This is a genomic window from Mycobacterium sp. (assembly GCF_044370595.1).
Classification (GTDB): domain Bacteria; phylum Actinomycetota; class Actinomycetes; order Mycobacteriales; family Mycobacteriaceae; genus Mycobacterium.
In genome coordinates, this window is the sequence record NZ_JBILVF010000064.1 from 1 (window position 1) to 17,884 (window position 17,884).

General features: G+C 67.5%; 14 protein-coding genes. 11 read left to right on the top strand and 3 right to left on the bottom strand.

Annotation, left to right across the window (positions count from 1 at the left end; genetic code table 11):
• Positions 1-1,206, top strand: a 1,206-nt coding sequence (locus ADBZ5N_RS10415; protein ID WP_526257411.1) for a carotenoid oxygenase family protein, incomplete at its 5' end; no start/stop codon positions are given.
• Here ADBZ5N_RS10415 and ADBZ5N_RS10420 read toward each other — a convergent pair.
• Complete coding sequence (locus tag ADBZ5N_RS10420; RefSeq protein ID WP_526257412.1) at positions 1,196-2,185, bottom strand: alpha/beta hydrolase; 990 nt, start codon at positions 2,183-2,185, stop codon at positions 1,196-1,198. The genes ADBZ5N_RS10415 and ADBZ5N_RS10420 overlap by 11 nt on opposite strands.
• A gap of 79 nt (positions 2,186-2,264) precedes the next feature.
• Between ADBZ5N_RS10420 and ADBZ5N_RS10425 the strand changes: the two genes are divergently transcribed.
• The 5 genes from ADBZ5N_RS10425 (at position 2,265) to ADBZ5N_RS10445 (ending at position 8,513) form a co-directional block, all read left to right on the top strand.
• A complete protein-coding gene (locus ADBZ5N_RS10425) occupies positions 2,265-2,945 on the top strand; it encodes a type 1 glutamine amidotransferase domain-containing protein (RefSeq protein ID WP_526257413.1) in 681 nt (226 codons plus the stop codon).
• Positions 2,946-3,135: 190 nt separating this feature from the next.
• A complete protein-coding gene (gene mqo / locus ADBZ5N_RS10430; RefSeq protein WP_526257414.1) occupies positions 3,136-4,662 on the top strand; it encodes a malate dehydrogenase (quinone) in 1,527 nt (508 codons plus the stop codon).
• Positions 4,663-4,687: 25 nt separating this feature from the next.
• Positions 4,688-6,514 carry a VWA domain-containing protein gene (locus tag ADBZ5N_RS10435; protein ID WP_526257415.1) on the top strand — a complete coding sequence of 609 codons (1,827 nt, stop codon included), beginning with the start codon at positions 4,688-4,690 and terminating at the stop codon, positions 6,512-6,514.
• Between the two features lie 20 nt (positions 6,515-6,534).
• Positions 6,535-7,149 carry a cob(I)yrinic acid a,c-diamide adenosyltransferase gene (cobO, locus tag ADBZ5N_RS10440; RefSeq protein ID WP_526257416.1) on the top strand — a complete coding sequence of 205 codons (615 nt, stop codon included), beginning with the start codon at positions 6,535-6,537 and terminating at the stop codon, positions 7,147-7,149.
• Complete coding sequence (locus ADBZ5N_RS10445; RefSeq protein ID WP_526257417.1) at positions 7,143-8,513, top strand: cobyrinic acid a,c-diamide synthase CobB; 1,371 nt, start codon at positions 7,143-7,145, stop codon at positions 8,511-8,513. Before cobO ends, ADBZ5N_RS10445 begins: the two co-directional genes overlap by 7 nt.
• Here the strand turns inward: ADBZ5N_RS10445 and ADBZ5N_RS10450 are convergent, their stop codons facing one another.
• Both ADBZ5N_RS10450 and ADBZ5N_RS10455 read right to left on the bottom strand, forming a co-directional pair.
• Positions 8,514-10,169, bottom strand: a complete 1,656-nt coding sequence (locus ADBZ5N_RS10450) for an amidohydrolase (protein ID WP_526257418.1) — start codon at positions 10,167-10,169, stop codon at positions 8,514-8,516.
• Between the two features lie 3 nt (positions 10,170-10,172).
• Complete coding sequence (locus ADBZ5N_RS10455; protein ID WP_526257419.1) at positions 10,173-11,138, bottom strand: antibiotic biosynthesis monooxygenase; 966 nt, start codon at positions 11,136-11,138, stop codon at positions 10,173-10,175.
• A 63-nt stretch (positions 11,139-11,201) separates the two neighbouring features.
• Between ADBZ5N_RS10455 and ADBZ5N_RS10460 the strand changes: the two genes are divergently transcribed.
• The 5 genes from ADBZ5N_RS10460 to ADBZ5N_RS10480 form a co-directional block, all read left to right on the top strand.
• Positions 11,202-11,789 (top strand): tRNA-specific adenosine deaminase, encoded by a 588-nt coding sequence (locus tag ADBZ5N_RS10460; RefSeq protein ID WP_526257420.1) that lies wholly within the window; start codon positions 11,202-11,204, stop codon positions 11,787-11,789.
• Between the two features lie 23 nt (positions 11,790-11,812).
• Complete coding sequence (gene cobA, locus ADBZ5N_RS10465) at positions 11,813-13,048, top strand: uroporphyrinogen-III C-methyltransferase (RefSeq protein WP_526257421.1); 1,236 nt, start codon at positions 11,813-11,815, stop codon at positions 13,046-13,048.
• A 33-nt stretch (positions 13,049-13,081) separates the two neighbouring features.
• On the top strand, positions 13,082-14,683 hold the full coding sequence (locus ADBZ5N_RS10470; RefSeq protein ID WP_526257422.1) for an MFS transporter: 1,602 nt from the start codon (positions 13,082-13,084) through the stop codon (positions 14,681-14,683).
• A 49-nt stretch (positions 14,684-14,732) separates the two neighbouring features.
• A complete protein-coding gene (locus tag ADBZ5N_RS10475) occupies positions 14,733-16,226 on the top strand; it encodes an MFS transporter (protein ID WP_526257423.1) in 1,494 nt (497 codons plus the stop codon).
• 42 nt (positions 16,227-16,268) lie between these two features.
• The coding region (locus ADBZ5N_RS10480) for a proline--tRNA ligase (protein WP_526257424.1) at positions 16,269-17,884 on the top strand (1,616 nt) is incomplete at its 3' end.

Consider the following 17,884-nt stretch of genomic DNA (forward strand, 5'->3'; position numbering starts at 1 on the left):
TTCACCATCGGCGGCGGAGAGATTCACTACCGCAACCGCTACGTGCGCACCCAGCACTACCGCGGCAAGTCCGGCACCCGGCATATGGGTACCGACGCCCTCGGCGGGTTCCTGGCCAATGTCGGCAGACTGCCCACCAACCTGGCCAACACCAACGTCGTCGAGCACGCCGGCCACCTCTACGCGCTGTGGGAGGGCGGCCCGCCCTACGAATTGGACCCGTTCACCCTGGAGACCAGGGGAGTCCGCCGATTCGGTGGCGAATTACGTTGGATGGGTACTTATTCGGCGCATCCGTGCTTCTGCCCGAGTAGCGGCGACATGTTCAACTTCGGCGTCGAGTTCATCCCCACGCCGCATCTTCGGGTGTACCGCACCGACCGGCGGGGCAAGCTCAAGCACTATCGGTCACTGTCTCTGCCGTACGTGGCGATGGTGCACGACTTCGCCATCACCGAGCGCTATCTGGTATTCCTGATCTCGCCGATCATCCCCGATGGGATCCCGATCGCTCTGGGCCTCAAGCCATTCGGCGACGCGATGAAATACCAGCCCGAGCGCGGAAGCTCCTTCGTCCTCATTCCGCGCGACGGCGGCAAGATTCGGCGGATCGAGCATGACGCGGTGCTGCAGTTCCACCTGAGCAACGCCTTCGATGACCGCGGCGACGTGGTGCTGGACGTCATCACCTATCACGGCGGGGAATTGTTGGAGTGCATCGCCCGGTTCCGGACCAGTCCGCTGACCGAGGCCACCAGTGAATTCACCCGATTCCGTATCACCGGCTCGGACCGGGTGATTCGGGAGCAACTCAGCGACCGGTCCTGCGAATTCCCCCGGCACCACCCGGACCGGGAGGGCCGGCCGCACCGCTACTCCTACTTCAACACCCGCCACCGGCTCGAGACGATGTTCGACGGGATCACCAAACTGGACCTCGCCGCCAACTCCAAGAGCAGCTACACCGAGATCAGCTACGTGGCGCAGACCGCCGGAAACAGCTTCTGCGAGCCGGTGTTCGCCCCGCGACCTGCAGCCACCGACGAGGACGACGGCTGGCTACTGTCGGTGGAATACCAGGCCGACACCCACACCTCCCGGCTGGTCATCCTCGACGCCCGGGACCCGGCCCGCGGGCCGGTCGCCACCGCCGAGTTGACCCACCACATTCCGCAGGGGTTCCACGGCAGCTTCGTCAGCCGCTGACCTCCCGGGCCAGCCACCGGTCCAGTTCGGCGTAGGCGACCTCCCGCGGGCCCGGCAGCGACAGGAAGACGTCGTGTTTGGCGTCGGGCACCGGAGCGATGGTCTGCCGGTTCCCGATACAACCCGCCCACCGGGCGATGTGACTGACGTCGAGCACCGCATCCCCGCGCTGCATCTCCTCGGTGCCGACGGTCTCACCCACGCTGTGGTCGGAACGCAGCACAAGATTGGGCACCCCGACGTCCAGCCCCCGATGCAGCCGGGCCTGCCCACGCCGGACGGCGTGAATCCAACCCGCCGTGATGGCGAATCCGCCCACCGGCTTCCACTGCAGGTTGTAGTCGAACTCGCCGTGGTAGTCGCGATGCAGCGTCAGTCCGTAACCGCCGTTGCCGGCCGCGCGCACCACGCGGGTCTTGCTCACCCGTGACACCGCTCCCAGCGCTCCCGAGGTCACTCGGGTCCGCAGCACCGCCGGTCCGCGCAGATCCAGAAATGGGCTGTTGAGCACCAGGCCGACCAGCCCGAGCGCCGCCGTCTCACCGCGCCGTCGCAGCCGGTCCAGCCACAGCGAGACCACCAGACCGCCGGTGGAGTGGCCGTAGACCAGCACCCGCGACCCCGGGTTCTCAGTGCCGGCGATCGCCAGTGCGAGTTCCAGGTCACGGTCATAACGTGACAACTCGGTGCTGAAGTGCGGGGTCTGTCCTTCCCGCCAGGACCGGCCGCACTTGGGCAGGTCCAGGCCGTAGGTCCGGTACCCCCGCGCGGCGAAGAACTCCACCAGTTGGGTGTTGAAGAAGTAGTCGGTGAAGCCGTGCACCGCCAGCACCACTCCTTCGCTGGTGCCGCCGCCCGCGCTGGTGACCACGGTCGCCACCAATTCACCCTCGCCGTCGGGGTCGGGCCCCAACTCGCAGGTGATCTGCCGGTAACCGGGAATGACGTCGTCAACCCAGTGGGTGCGCGGCCTCGTCACGCCGACGAATCTAACCGGCCACGTCTTCCCCAAGCCTAGACTTTCACGGAGCCAGCCGGATTCCCGAAGGAGAGCAACGATGAAGATCCTGATGGTCCTCACCTCCCATTCCCGACTCGGTGACACCGGTGAGGCCACCGGCTTCTGGCTCGAAGAGTTCGCGGCGCCGTACTTTGTCCTCAAAGACGCCGGTGCGGAACTGACGCTGGCCTCTCCCAGGGGCGGGCAGCCCCCCGTCGACCCGAAGAGCGAGGCCGACGACGCCCAGACGCCGGCGACCCGCCGGTTCGAGGCCGATGACGCCGCACGTCAGGCCCTGGCCAACACCGTGGCGTTGTCCGGCGTCGACGTCGCCGACTTCGATGCCGTCTTCTTTCCCGGTGGCCACGGGCCGCTCTGGGATCTCGCCGAGGATGCCGACTCGATCTCACTGATCGAAAACGCCATCGGCACAGGCAAGCCGGTGGCCGCGGTGTGCCACGCCCCGGCGGTGCTGCGTCACGTGATGAACTCCGCCGGCGAGCCCCTGGTGCGCGGCAAGCGGGTCACCGGCTTCAGTAACACCGAGGAGGCCGCTGTCGGTCTGACCGACGTTGTTCCGTTCTCCATCGAAGAGATGCTGCGCGGCAGCGGTGGCGACTACCGCCGCGCCGAGGACTGGCACAGCCATGTCGAACACGACGGCCTGCTGATCACCGGCCAGAATCCCGCGTCGTCAGAGGCGACGGCGGAGGCGTTGCTCGCGGCTTTGCGGCACTGAACCTGACGGGGAGCGCGCCGCTCCCGGCGGTCGCCGACGGCTCGGTGACACCCCCGCGAATTTGACCGACGGCGGCGCTATCCCTGATCGCCGGAGCGCCCGTGCCCGCTCGCGATTGGATCGGCCGGGATAACCTAGCGGTACAAGCTGCCCCCGATACGCGGGAGCGATCGCCGGAAGGACATACGGAGTGTCTGACACCACCAAGTCCGACACCAGGACCGACGTCGTCCTGGTCGGTGCGGGAATCATGAGCGCCACCCTCGGCGCGTTGCTGCGCCTGGTCGAGCCCAACTGGTCGATCACCCTGATCGAGCGACTGGATGCGGCCGCCGCCGAGAGCAGCGACCCGTGGAACAACGCTGGCACCGGCCACTCGGCGCTGTGCGAACTGAACTACACCCCGCAAAAGCCCGACGGAACCATCGACATCGCCAAGGCGATCACCGTCAACGAACAGTTCCAGGTCACCCGCCAGTTCTGGGCGTACGCGGTGGAGAACGGCATCCTGACCGACGTCCGCAGCTTTCTCAACCAGGTGCCGCACGTCAGTTTCGTGAACGGCGCGGACAACGTCGACTATCTGCGCCGGCGCCACGAAACCCTGGTCCGCAACCCGCTGTTCGCCTCGATGGAGTTCATCGACGAGCCCGACGAGTTCGCCCGCCGGCTGCCGCTGATGTCAGTGGGCCGGGATTTCTCCGAACCAGTCGGGTTGAACTGGACCGAAGCCGGCACCGACGTGGACTTCGGTTCGCTGTCGCGCCAGTTGCTGGCGTTCGGGACCGAACGCGGCATGAACACGCTGTTCGGCCATGAGGTCCGCGACCTCGACCAGCAGTCCGACGGCAGTTGGACGGTCAAGGTGGTCAACCGGCGTACCGGTGAAAAGGTCCGGATCCAAAGCAGATTCGTGTTCATCGGGGCGGGCGGTGGCGCGCTCCCACTACTGCAAAAGGCCGGCATCAAAGAGGTCAAGGGCTTCGGTGGTTTCCCGGTCAGCGGGCAGTGGCTGCGTACCGACAAGTCCACCCTGACCGAGGCCCACCACGCCAAGGTGTACGGACTGCCGCCGCTGGGCGCACCGCCGATGTCCATGCCGCACCTGGACACCCGCGTCATCAGCGGTAAGGACTGGCTGCTGTTCGGCCCGTTCGCCGGATGGTCGCCGAAATTCCTCAAGGCCGGCAGCGTCACTGACCTGCCGCTGTCGGTCAAACCCGACAATCTGCTGTCCATGCTCGGTGTCGGGCTCACCGAACTGCCGCTGGTCAAGTACCTCGTCGGGGAGTTGCTGCAATCCTTCGAGGGCCGCGTCGACACGTTGCGCAAATTCGCTCCCACCGCCAAGAGTAACGACTGGGAACTCGACATCGCCGGTCAGCGCGTCCAGGTGATCCGCCGGGACTCCAAGAAAATGGGCATCCTGGAGTTCGGCACCACGGTGCTGGCCGCCGCCGACGGGTCCATCGCCGGTCTGCTCGGCGCCTCACCGGGTGCCTCCACCGCGGTGCCGGCCATGCTGGAGGTCATGCAACGCTGCTTCCCGGATGAGTACCGCGGCTGGGAGCCCAGGATCAAGGAGATGGTTCCGTCCCTGGGTTCCAGACTGTCCGACGAGCCGCGCCTGTTCGCCGAGATCTGGGATCACGGAACCAAGGCTCTTGGCTTGGAGCGGCGCGCCCCGGGTGAGGCCGAAACCGCAGGAATGGTGTGACGGTTCCGCAGCACCGGCGCCGCCGGTGAACCCGCCTTACCCGTTCAGCGCGATCGTCGGACACGACCGGCTGCGGCTGGCGCTGCTGCTGTGCGCAGTGCGGCCCGAGATCGGTGGCGTGCTGATACGCGGCGAGAAAGGCACCGCCAAGTCGACGGCGGTGCGTGCGCTGGCCGCGGTGCTCACCCAGTCTGATCCCGGCGCCGCCCTGGTTGAACTTCCGATCGGGGCCACCGAGGACCGGGTGGTCGGCTCATTGGATCTGCGAAAAGTGTTGCAGGACGGAGAACATGCCTTCTCACCCGGCCTGTTGGCCCGGGCGCACGGCGGCGTGCTCTACGTCGATGAGGTCAACCTGCTTCCGGATCACCTCGTCGACGTCCTGCTCGACGCAGCCGCCATGGGCCGTGTGCACATCGAACGCGACGGGGTGTCGCACTCCCACGAATCGCGATTCGTCCTGATCGGCACGATGAATCCCGAAGAGGGTGAACTTCGTCCGCAATTGCTGGACCGGTTCGGGCTGGCCGTGGACATCGCGGCTTCTCGCGACATCACTGTCCGCAGCGCAGTGATCCGGGCCCGGCTGGACTACGAGGCCGACCCGGCCGGCTTCGCCGTCCGCCACGCGGAGGCCGACGCCGAGTTGGCCCGACGGGTGGCCGCGGCGCGTCACCTGGTCGACCGGGTCCGACTGGACGACATCGAACTGCGCCGGATCGCCGCGGTATGCGCGGCGTTCGACGTCGACGGCATGCGCGCCGATCTGGTGGTGGCCCGCACCGCCGTCGCCCACGCCGCCTGGCGCGGCGCCGACGTTGTCGGCGACGAGGACATCCGGGCTGCAGCGGAACTCGCCCTGCCGCACCGCCGCCGCCGCGACCCCTTCGACGAACCCGGAATCGACCCCGCCCAACTCGACGACGCGCTGTCTGCAGCTGATGGCGACACTGGTCCTGAGGACGATCCTCCGGCGCCAGGCGGCGGACAGTTGCCGGGGGATCAGTCGCCGGAATCTGAATCCCCGCAACGCAGTTCGGCGGCTACGCGGCCGGCGGCCCCGCCTGCGCCGGCTTTCCGTACCCGCGCCCTGACAGTTCCCGGCATCGGTGACGGTCATGCCGGACGACGCTCGGCCGCGCGGAACTCCACCGGTGCGGCGGTCCGCCCGGCCGACGCCGACGAACCCGGGTACGGCGTGCACCTGTTCGGTACCGTGCTCGCCGCCGCCGGGCACAGCGCCGGTCCCGGGCCGATTCGTCCGGACGCCGGCGACATCCGCCGCGCCGTGCGGATCGGCCGGGAGGGCAACCTGGTGATCTTCGTGGTCGACGCCTCCGGGTCGATGGCCGCCCGGGACCGGATGGCCGCGGTCAGCGGTGCAGCACTATCCCTGCTTCGGGATGCCTACCAACGCCGCGACAAGGTGGCGGTGATCACCTTCCGTGCGGACCGGGCTCGAGTCGTCCTGCCGCCCACCACCTCCACCTACACCGCCGCCCACCGGCTGACCGGGCTGGATACCGGCGGCACCACCCCGCTGGCGGAGGGCCTGCTGGCCGCCCGCGATGTCGTGCTCCGGGAGAGGGCGCGTGCCGATTCCCGCCGCCCCCTGGTCGTGATACTCACCGACGGACGGGCCACGGCCGGATCCAACCCGCTGCGGCGCAGCCGCCTGGCCGCCGGCACCCTTGCCGCCGAGGGTGTGGCCGCGGTGGTGGTGGACTGTGAAACCTCCTATGTCAGGCTGGGACTCGCCACCGACCTGGCCGGGCGACTGCGGGCACCGGTGTTGCGCCTGGAGCAGCTGCGTGCCGACTGTTTGGCGCAGGCTGTCCGCCGCGCGGCCTAGGCCGAGAAAGGGGACACCCGATGCCACAGGGCCGGCCGCTGGCCGTCCCCGACGACGGCCTGACCACCAGGGCGCGGCGGTCCGCGCCGGTGCTGGCGGTTCACACCGGAGCCGGGAAGGGGAAGTCCACCGCCGCCTTCGGCATGGCGCTGCGGGCCTGGAACGCCGGGATGAACGTGGCTGTCTTCCAGTTCGTCAAGAGCGCCAAGTGGAAGGTGGGGGAGGAATCGGCCTTCGCCCATCTGGGTCGGGTGCACGCCGATCAGGGCGTCGGCGGTGCCGTCGAATGGCACAAGATGGGAGCCGGCTGGTCCTGGGTCCGTAAAGACGGCTCGGCGGACGACCACGCCACCACCGCCGCCGAAGGATGGGCAGAGATCGCCACCCGACTCGCCGAACAGCGCCACGACTTCTACGTCCTCGACGAGTTCACCTATCCGCTCAAGTGGGGCTGGGTGGAGGTGGCTGAGGTGGTCGAGGTGCTCCGCACCCGGCCGGGCCGCCAACACATCGTCATCACCGGCCGGGACGCCCCTGCGCCACTGCTGGAAGCCGCCGATCTGGTGACCGAGATGACCAAGGTCAAACATCCGATGGACGCCGGCCGCAAGGGCCAGCGGGGTATCGAGTGGTGAGCAACACGCCGGCCGTTGTCATCGCCGCTCCCACCTCGGGTAGCGGAAAGACCACCATCGCAACAGGTCTGATCGGGTCGCTGCGCCGCGGCGGTGACCGGGTGGCCCCGTTCAAGGTCGGGCCGGACTTCATCGACCCCGGCTACCACGCGCTCGCCGCCGGCCGGCCCGGGCGCAACCTGGACCCCGTGCTTGTCGGCGAGGACCTGATTGGACCGTTGTACCGGCACGGATCCGCTGCCGCCGACATCGCCGTGGTGGAGGGGGTAATGGGCCTCTTCGACGGTCGCATCGAGGAACAGTTCCGGCTTCCGGCCCGTGGATCCACCGGGCAGGTGGCCCAACTGTTGGGCGCGCCGGTGATCCTGGTGGTCGACGGCCGCGGGCAAAGCCAAACCATCGCCGCTGTGCTGCATGGTTTTTCCACAATCCAGCGCGATGTCCGGATCGGCGGGGTGATCCTCAACAGGGTCGGCTCGCTGCGCCACGAACAGGTGCTGCGGCAGGCCTGTGAGTCGGTCGGGATTCCTGTCCTGGGTTCGCTGCCCCGGTGCGAGGAGTTGGCGGTGCCCTCGCGCCACCTCGGCCTGGTGACCGCCGCCGAGCACGGCGACCGGGCCGGGGCGGCGGTCGCCGCGATGACCGATCTGGTCGCCCGGAACGTCGACCTCGCCGCGGTACGCGCACTGGCCGGCACACGGGTCGGCGAGACACCGTGGTCCGCGCACGACCAGGTGGGAGAACCGGTCGGAAACGCCCGCACCGGCCGGCCGGTGGTGGCCCTGGCGGCGGGTCGTGCCTTCACCTTCGGCTACACCGAGTACACCGAACTGCTGGAGGCGGCCGGCGCACAGGTAGCGGCCTTCGACCCGTTGTGTGACACCCTGCCGGCGGGCACTGCCGCCCTGGTTTTGCCGGGCGGATTCCCGGAACAGTACCCGGCTGAACTAGCCGCGAATCACGCGGTGCGCGAACAGATCCGGGAACTGGCCGCCCACGCGCCGATACATGCGGAATGTGGCGGGCTGACCTATCTGATGTCGGATCTGGACGGGCACCCGATGTGCGGGGTGCTGGCCGGTTCGGCGCGGTTCACCGCGCGGCTGACCCTCGGCTACCGCGACGCCGTTGCGGCGGCCGATTCGCCGCTGCACTCCGCGGGACGGCGGGTGACCGGTCACGAATTCCACCGCACCACGGTGGAGTTCGACCAACCTGCCCAGCCCGCCTGGCTGTTCGCCGACGCCGGGGATGGTGAGGGGGCCATCCGGGGTGGGGTGCACGCCTCCTACCTGCACACCCACGCCGCCGCCCACCCCGAATCGGTCCGCCGGTTCGTCGAACAGGCCGCGCAGACTGGGTGACTATCCTCGGCTGAATACCACCCTGCCGCCGACGATGGTCTGCGCCGCGGTGACGGTGTGGATCTTCTCGGGGGCGATGGCGAGGACGTCGTCGGTCAGTGCCGTCATATCGGCCAGTTTGCCCACCTCGATGCTGCCCCGGTGCTCGCCCTCGCCGATCGCCTTGGCCGGCCACAGCGTCCACATGCGCAACGCATCCTCCACCGAGATGGCCTCGTGGGCCTCGAATACGCCCCTATCGGATCCTCGGGTGACCATTGCCTCCATCGCGGTGAACGGTTCGACGTTGCCCAGGTAGATACCGGTCATATCGGTGCTGGCGGCCGGTTCCAGGCCGGCTTCGATCATGGACTTGAACTTGAAGCCCGTCTTGGCGCGCTCGGCGCCCATGTTCTCGTAGTCGGCCTTGACCAACTCGGTCAGCCAGATCGGCTGCACCGAAATACGCAGACCGTGGGCCAGAAGGTTTTTCGCCCGCCGCAATTGATCCTCAGTTACCTGGAACATGCCGAAGTGCTCAATGCGTCGGATGGTCACCGGGTGCCCATCGGAGCCGGCGGCGGTCTGGGCCGAATGCTCGTAGGCGCCCAGTCCGATATCCACCGCTGCGTCCCCCGAGCAGTGCAGCATCGCGATCCGGTTGTTCGTGTGCGCCAGGTCGGCAAAGGCGTTCGCGTCGTCCTGCGGGGTGACCAGCGTGCCGCGACCGCCCGGCGGGTCGATGTCGAAGTGGCCCAGGTAGGGCTGGTACATGTAGCCGGTGCGGCAGTCGTTCTCGCCGTCCACCCAGGCTTTGAGGCCGACGAACTTGAAGAAGTCCGGATCCGCGGCGGCCGGCATCTCGAACTCGCCAAGATCGTCGGGAAAGCCTTTGCCGTCCGGAGCCGCCCAGACCGATACCGAGTAGCGGATGTTGGACTGAGCGACCTTGGCGCTGACGGCCTGCAGGGCGGGGACCACCTGGTGCGGAGTGATCGCCATCAGCGAGGTGTAGCCGTGGGAGTTCCAGAACTCCGGGATGCCCTTCTCGATGTAACCGGCGATCTCGCCGGGCTGCGGGGAACTGGGGATGTCGGCGAAGCCGTCGGTGATCACCCCGGTGGGCTCGCCCTGATCGTCGAGCAGCACGCTGCCGCCCTTGGGCAGTTTGTTCTGGCCCTGTGTGATGCCCAGCGCCGTGAGCGCCGCGGAGTTGACGATCGCCATATGGGTCCCGTTGCCCAGGATCACCGGATTGTCCGGTCCGGACCGGTCGAGTTCGGCCCGGGTGGGCAACCGCTTCTCTTTGAACTTGTTCTCCGAGGCCGACACGCAGGCGACGAAGATCCAGTCACCCTTCGGGGTCTTCGTCGCGCGTTCGGCCAGTTTCTCGAGGACTTTCGCCACCGAGTCGGTGCCGGGAAAGCGACCGTCGACCCAGTCGTCCTTCATCCACAGCGTTTCGATGGGATGGCAGTGCGCGTCAATCAGACCCGGGACCACGCGGCGGCCCTGCAGATCGATCACCGTCGTTGCGGACCCGGCCAGCTTCTGTATCTCGGCGGTGCTGCCGACCGCGCTAAATCTGCCGCCGGTCACCGCCACGGCCTCGGCATCCGGGTTCGCTTCGTTCAGGGTGGTGAACTGTCCGTTCACGAAGATCACATCAGCGTTCATCGGTCAGAGGATAAACAGCCCGGTTTTGACTGTCATGAGGTAGAAAGTCACCGCCCACAGGCCGTTGATCACCAGAACCAGGGCGATGCCCTTGAGATCGGTGGCGGGCTGGCGGGCCGCCGGGGAGGGGCTCAGCCACCAGCGCAGCAAGCGATTGCCGTAGTAGGGCATGGTCAGGTAGCTCATCACGAAGCTGGACAGCAGATTGCCCACCAGCATCGACAGCCAGAACGGCAGGTGCAGGGGCGCGGTGAGCAACGTCAGGAACACCACCGTGGGGTAGAGGCCCAGCCAGACTGCGATCGAGGTCTTGAAGTTCGAGGGTGCCGCGGCGGCCTGGCCGTCGAAGGCGAACCAGTTGCCGAACGACTGGTCAATCGTGCGGAGTCGGTAGTCACCGAACTGGGCCCGGGCCAGCAGTTCCCGGCGTTGGGGGGAGTTCAGCCAGGCGTCGAGATGTTCGGCGGTGTCGAACCGGTAGACGGTCGTCCACTCATCCTGGACTCCCCTGATGGGCCGAAACACCTCCGAGCCGCGGTAGCCGGGAAAGCGGCTCTCCGCTTCGGCCATCTTCGCGTGCCACGCCAGGAACTCCTGTTCCTGATCGTCGCTGATGCGATTGGTCACCACCACCGTCACCAGCGGATCACTGATCTCGTTGTCTTGCGCGATCACCTGCCGGGTGCCCGGCCCGTCGAATAGCTCGGACCCCGCGTCGAGCAGGCTCTGCCGGGTGGAGCTGTTCAACCAGTTCTGGACGTCGGGCACCGAATCGAATTTATAGATGACCACCCAGTCGGGCTGAATATCGTTGGGCGGCTTGACTTCAGCCCCGCGGTAACCCGGATACCGCGCCGCGGCCGCGAGGATCTTCTTCTCCCAAGCCAAGTAATCGTCTTCGCGACCCCTTCGGACAGGCTGTCCGAGGATCAGCATCGCGGCTCCATCGCTCTGCCGGGGCGACTCCATCGCTACGTTGCACCTTTCGTTCAGCCCCGTGGGGCACGGGTCTGCGTTCCTATACTCCGGTAGGTGAGTTCAGACACACTCGTCAATCGACTGCTCGACGTCATCGACCACGACATCCTTCCGTTGACCGAACGCGGCGTCGCGGCGGGCAACAAAGTCTTCGGCGCAGCCATCCTGCGCAAGGATGACCTCTCACTGGTCGTCGCCGGCACCAATGACGAGATCGCCAATCCGCTCCTGCACGGCGAGGTGCACACCCTCAACCAGTTCTACGAGATCCCGAATCGCCCCGACACTCGGAATCTGATCTTCCTGGCCACCCACGAACCCTGCACGCTGTGCATGTCGGCGATCACCTGGGCCGGTTTCGACAACTTCTATTACCTCTTCAGCCACCAGGATTCCCGGGACAGCTTCGCCATCCCGCACGATCTGCGGATTCTGCACGAGGTTTTCGGGCTGGAACCCGGCGGCTACCGACACGCCAACGCCTACTGGACGGCCTACTCGATCCCCGCACTGATCGAGGAGCAGAATCAGCACCTTCGCGGTGATCTCGCGGATAAGCAGCACCGTATCCGGGGCCGTTACGCCAGACTTTCGCAGCTGTACCAGGAATCCAAGAGCAGCAACGCGATTCCGCTGAAGTGACGCGCACGTTCTAGGCTCGGCCGGTGACCGAGAACGCCTATCTGGTCGGCCTGCGACTGGCCGGCAAGAAAGTCGTCGTGATCGGCGGCGGCACGGTCGCTCAACGGCGGGCGCCGGTGCTGATCGCCCACGGCGCACAGGTGCACGTGGTCGCCCGCGAAGCCACGCCCGCGGTGGAGGTGCTCTCCCGCCAGCAACCCGGCATCACCCTGGAACTGCGGGACTACCGTGACGGGGACCTCGAGGACGCCTGGTACGCCATCGCCGCCACCGACGACCCGGCGGTCAACGCTGCCGTCGTCGCCGAAGCCGAACGCCGCCGGATCTTCTGTGTGCGCGCCGACGCCGGCCGTGACGGCACCGCCGTGACCCCAGCATCCTTCGACTATGAGGGCCTGATGGTGGGGGTGCTGGCCAGCGGGGAGCACCGCCGTTCAGCGGCGGTCCGCTCGGCCATCCGGGAGGCTTTCCAACAGGGTCGCATCGCCCCCGACATCGTTGCCAGCACCGCATCCGACGTGGTGCCCGGTGGGGTGGCTCTGGTCGGCGGCGGACCGGGGGATCCGGAGTTGATCACGGTGCGCGGCCGGCGACTGCTCGCGCACGCCGACGTGGTGGTGGCCGACCGCTTGGCGCCGCCGGAACTTCTGGCCGAACTGCCACCGAACGTCGAGGTGATCGACGCCGCCAAGATCCCGTACGGCCGGGCGATGGCGCAAGAGGCGATCAACGACGTCCTGATCGAACGGGCGCGGGCCGGTCAGTTCGTGGTTCGCCTCAAGGGCGGGGATCCGTTCGTCTTCGCCCGCGGCTATGAGGAAGTCCTGGCCTGCGCCGAAGCTGGGATCCCGGTCACAGTCGTACCGGGGGTGACCAGTGCCATCGGGGTGCCGGCACTGGCCGGTGTGCCGGTCACACATCGCGCGGTCAATCATGAATTCGTGGTGGTCAGCGGGCATTTGTCGCCGGATGACCCGGAGTCGCTGGTGAACTGGGACGCGCTGGCCACACTCACCGGGACCCTGGTCCTGCTGATGGCCGTCGAACGGATCGATCGGTTCGCCGAGGTCCTGATCACCGGCGGTCGGCCTGCCCAGACCCCGGTCCTGGTGGTCCAGCACGGCACCACAGCGGCCGAGCGGATTCTCCGCGCCACCCTCGCTGACGTGCCCGAACAGATCCGGGCAGAAGGTATCCGGCCGCCGGCGATCATCGTCATCGGCCCGGTAGCGGGATTCGAGACATTATCGAGACTTTAAAGTCTTCTTAATTTTGGGGTAGGGTAGGCCGCTATGACGGCACTCGACGACGCCGAGCGCACGGCCCCGTTCCAACGGGTAGGCCGCGGCTTCGGCGATCGGAACGCCAGCGGCCGGCCCGATCCGGCCCGGCTGCCTGCCACCACCGGACACGGTCCGGTCGTTCCGAAGACGCCCACCAAAGGTTGGTTCCCCTCGCCCCGCTTCATCGCCGCGGTGTTCGCCATCGGCGGGATGCAGCTGCTGGCGACCATGGACAGCACCATCGCGATCGTGGCACTGCCGAAGATCCAGGACGAGCTGGGGCTTTCCGATGCCGGCCGCAGCTGGGTGATCACCGCCCACGTCCTGACCTTCGGCGGTCTGATGCTGCTCGGCGGCCGGCTGGGTGACACCATCGGCCGCAAGCGCACTTTCATGGTCGGCGTGACGCTGTTCATCATCGCCTCTGTGCTGTGCGGAATCGCCTGGGATGAAGCCACTTTGGTCATCGCACGCCTACTGCAGGGCGTCGGCGCGGCGATCGCCTCACCAACCGGACTGGCGCTGGTCGCCACCACGTTCGCCAAAGGTCCGGCGCGCAACGCCGCCACCGCTGTGTTCGCCGCTATGACCGGTATCGGGTCGGTGATGGGTCTGGTCGTCGGCGGTGCGCTGACCGAGGTGTCCTGGCGGCTGGCCTTTCTGGTCAACCTGCCGATCGGCCTGCTGGTGATCTACCTCGCGCACACCACCCTGCAGGAGACGCACCGCGAACGGCTGAAGATGGATGCGGCCGGTGCACTGTTGGCGACGGTGGCGTGTACGGCGGCGGTGTTCGGCTTCACCCAGGCCCCGGAGCGTGGCTGGACGGCGCCGTCGACATTGGCCGCCGGCCTGGCTGCCGTCCTGGCGTTCGTGGCGTTCGTCGCGGTCGAGCGCACCGCGGTGAACCCGGTGGTGCCCTTCGCCCTGTTCCGCGACCGCAATCGGGTGGCCACCTTCGCCGCGATCTTCCTCGCCGGCGGAGTGATGTTCACCCTCACGGTGCTGATCGGTCTGTACGTGCAGGACATCATGGGTTACAGCGCGCTGCGCGCCGGTGTCGGCTTCATCCCGTTCGTGATCGCCCTCGGCGTCGGGCTGGGTGTTTCGTCCCAACTGGTTTCGCTCTTCGCGCCCCGGGTGCTCGTCATCGCCGGCGGCGTGTTGGTGCTCGGCGCGATGGTCTACGGCTCGACGCTCAACGCCGGTATCCCGTACTTCCCGAACCTGGTACTGCCCGTCGTGATCGGCGGTTTCGGCATCGGCATGATCGTGGTGCCGCTGACCGTGTCGGCCATCGCCGGGGTCGGTTCGGACCAGATCGGCCCGGTGTCGGCGATCGCGCTGATGCTGCAGAACCTCGGCGGCCCGGTGGTGCTGGCCGTCATCCAGGCCGTCATCACCTCCCGGACTCTCTACCTCGGCGGTACCACCGGACCGGTCAAGCGGATGACCCCCGAACAACTGCACGCCCTCGACCAGGGCTACACCTACGGCCTGCTCTGGGTGGCGGGCGTGGCGGTCATCGTCGGCGCGGTGGCGTTGTTCATCGGCTACACCGCCTCGCAGGTCGCGCACGCCCAGGAAGTCAAGGACGCCCTCGACGTCTGAGGCTCAACCCGGGACGGGTCCCGCGCTCGCCTAGGTAGGGTAGCTACCCATGGCTGGCGCGAGCGTTCCCCAACCGCCGGCCAGAACACTTGCCTCCAGCGTGCTGGGCGTGGCGATCTTCGCGATCACCGGGATGCAGTTGATGGCCACCCTGGACGGCACCATCGTCATCGTCGCGCTCCCGCGGATGCAGGCCGATCTGGACCTGTCCGATGCGGCCAAGAGTTGGGTGATCACCGCCTACGTCCTGACTTTCGGCGGCTTGCTGCTGCTGGGTGGGCGGGTCGGCGACGCCATCGGCCATAAACGGGCCTTCATTTCCGGCGTCGGCGTCTTCACCATCGCCTCGATGGCCTGCGGCCTGGCCACCGACGGGCCGCTGCTGATCGGGGCACGTGCGGTGCAGGGTATGGGCGCTGCGGTAGCCGCTCCCACCGGCCTCGCTCTGATCGCCACGACCTATGCCGTCGGCCATGCCCGCAACCAGGCCATGGCGATGTCGGCCGCCATGCAGGGGCTCGGCTCGGTGCTGGGTCTGGTGGTCGGCGGCGCGCTGACCGTCATCTCCTGGCGGTTGGCCTTCCTGATCAACCTCCCGATCGGCGCGCTGATCATCTGGATCGCGCTCACCCGGCTGGAGGAAACCCGCCACGAGCGGCTCAAGCTGGACATCACCGGCGCCTTGCTGGCCACCCTCGGCTGCACGGCAGCCGTGCTGGTCTTCACCCAGGGGCCGGCGCGCGGCTGGGCCGACCCGTGGGTGGTCGGGGCCGGAGCGGCAGCGGTGCTGCTGTTCATCACGTTCTTCCTGGTCGAACGCAAAGCCGACCACCCACTGGTGCCGCTGTGGCTGTTCCGGGACCGCAACCGGGTGGCGACGTTCGTCTCACTGTTCCTGGCCGGCGGGGTGTTGCTGACGCTGACCGTGATGATCGGTCTCTACGTCCAGGACGTCCTGGGCTACTCCGCACTGCACGCCGGGATCGGATTCATCCCGTTTGCCCTGGCGCTGGGGCTCGGCAATGTGCTCACCGCGCGGCGGGCACCCCACAGTGCGCCTCGGTGGCTGATCATCGGCGGCGGGATCTTCGTCCTCGGTGCCATGCTCTTCGGCTCGACACTGACCCGGACGATCCCGTACTTCCCCGATCTTCTGCTGCCTATCCTGGTGGGCGGATTCGGTATTGGGGTGATCTCGGTGGTCCTGCCGCTGTGCGCGCTGGCCAATGTCGGGCCGCGGGAGATCGGCCCGGTCAGCGCCATCACCCTGATGGCGCAAAACCTCGGCGGCCCAATGGTTCTGGTCGTCATCCAGGCCGTGCAGATCTCCCGCACCTTGTATCTCGGCGGGACCACCGGCCCGGTCGCCGATATGACGCCCGCCCAACTCGACGCCCTGGACGCGGGGTACACCTATTCGCTGCTGTGGATCGCCGCGGTGGCTGTTCTGGTCGGCGGCAGTGCCCTGTTCATCGGATACAGCGCCAAGCAGATCGCTGCGGCGCAACACACCCGCGAGGCGGTCGAAGCCGGCGAGCTGTAGCGGTCCCAGCCGGGAAACTGCGGGTGGATAAGCTAGCTCGCTGTGATCACTCGGATGTCGGAACTGTTCCTGCGCACCCTGCGTGACGACCCGGCCGACGCCGAGGTTCCCAGCCACAAACTCCTGATCCGGGCCGGCTACGTCCGCCCGATCGGACCGGGTTTGTACAGCTGGCTGCCGCTGGGTCTGCGGGTGCTGCGCAAGATCGAGAACATCGTCCGGCAGGAGATGCTCGCCATCGGCGGCCAGGAGATCCTGTTCCCGGCACTGCTACCCCGGGCACCCTACGAGACCACCAACCGGTGGACCGAATACGGCGACGGTGTCTTCCGGCTCAAGGACCGGCGTGATAACGACTACCTGCTCGGCCCCACCCACGAGGAGTTGTTCACCCTCACGGTCAAGGGGGAATACAGCTCCTACAAAGACTTCCCGCTGCTGCTCTTCCAGATCCAGGCCAAATACCGTGACGAGGCCCGGCCGCGGGCAGGCATCCTCAGGGGCCGGGAGTTCGTCATGAAGGACTCCTACTCTTTCGACGTCAACGACGACGGCCTGCGCAAGGTCTATCTCGCTCACCGGGACGCCTACCAGAAGATGTTCTCCCGGATGGCGATTCGCTATGTGATCGTCTCCGCGGTGTCCGGCGCGATGGGCGGCAGCGCCTCCGAGGAGTTCCTCGCCGAAAGCGAGGTCGGTGAGGACACCTTCGTGCGCTGCCTGGAGTCCGGCTATGCGGCCAACGTCGAGGCGGTCAGCACCGCCGTTCCCGACGCGCGGCCCACCGACGGCCTGCCCGCCCCGGTGGTGCACGACACCGGTGACACCCCCACCATCGCCTCGCTGGTGCAATGGGCCAATGAAGCGGGTTTGGCGCAGTTTGCCGGCCGGGAGGTCTCCGGTGCCGACACTCTCAAGAACGTCATGCTCAAAACCTGTGTCCCCGGGGGTGATTGGGAACTGCTCGGCGTCGGCGTCCCGGGCGATCGCGAGGTGGACGACAAGCGGCTCGGCGCAGCGCTCGACCCTGCGGAGTATGCACTGCTCGACGATGCGGACTTCGTCAGGTACCCGTTCCTGAAGAAGGGTTATATCGGACCGAAAGCGCTGTTGGACAATGGAGTTCGCTATCTGGTCGACCCGCGGGTGGCGGCGGGGACAACGTGGATCACCGGCGCAGACGAGTCCGGCAAGCATGTCGTCGGCCTGGTGGCCGGGCGGGACTTCCTCCCGGACGGCACCATTGAGGCCGCCGAAGTGCGCGACGGCGATCCCTCCCCGGACGGGGCGGGGCCGCTGGTCAGCGCCCGAGGAATCGAGATCGGGCACATCTTCCAGTTGGGTCGCAAGTACACCGACGCGTTCTCCGTCGACGTGCTCGGCGAGGACGGAAAGCCGGTTCGGCTGACGATGGGTTCCTACGGAGTCGGGGTGTCGCGGCTGGTGGCGGTGATCGCCGAACAGCACCACGACGACCTCGGGCTGCGCTGGCCGTCGTCGGTGTCCCCGTTCGACGTCCACGTGGTGATCGCCAACAAGGATCCCGAGGCGCGGGCCGGCGCCGAAGAGTTGGCCGCGGAACTGGACCGTCGCGGCATCGAGGTCCTGCTGGACGAGCGGACGGCCTCGCCCGGAGTCAAGTTCAAAGACGCCGAACT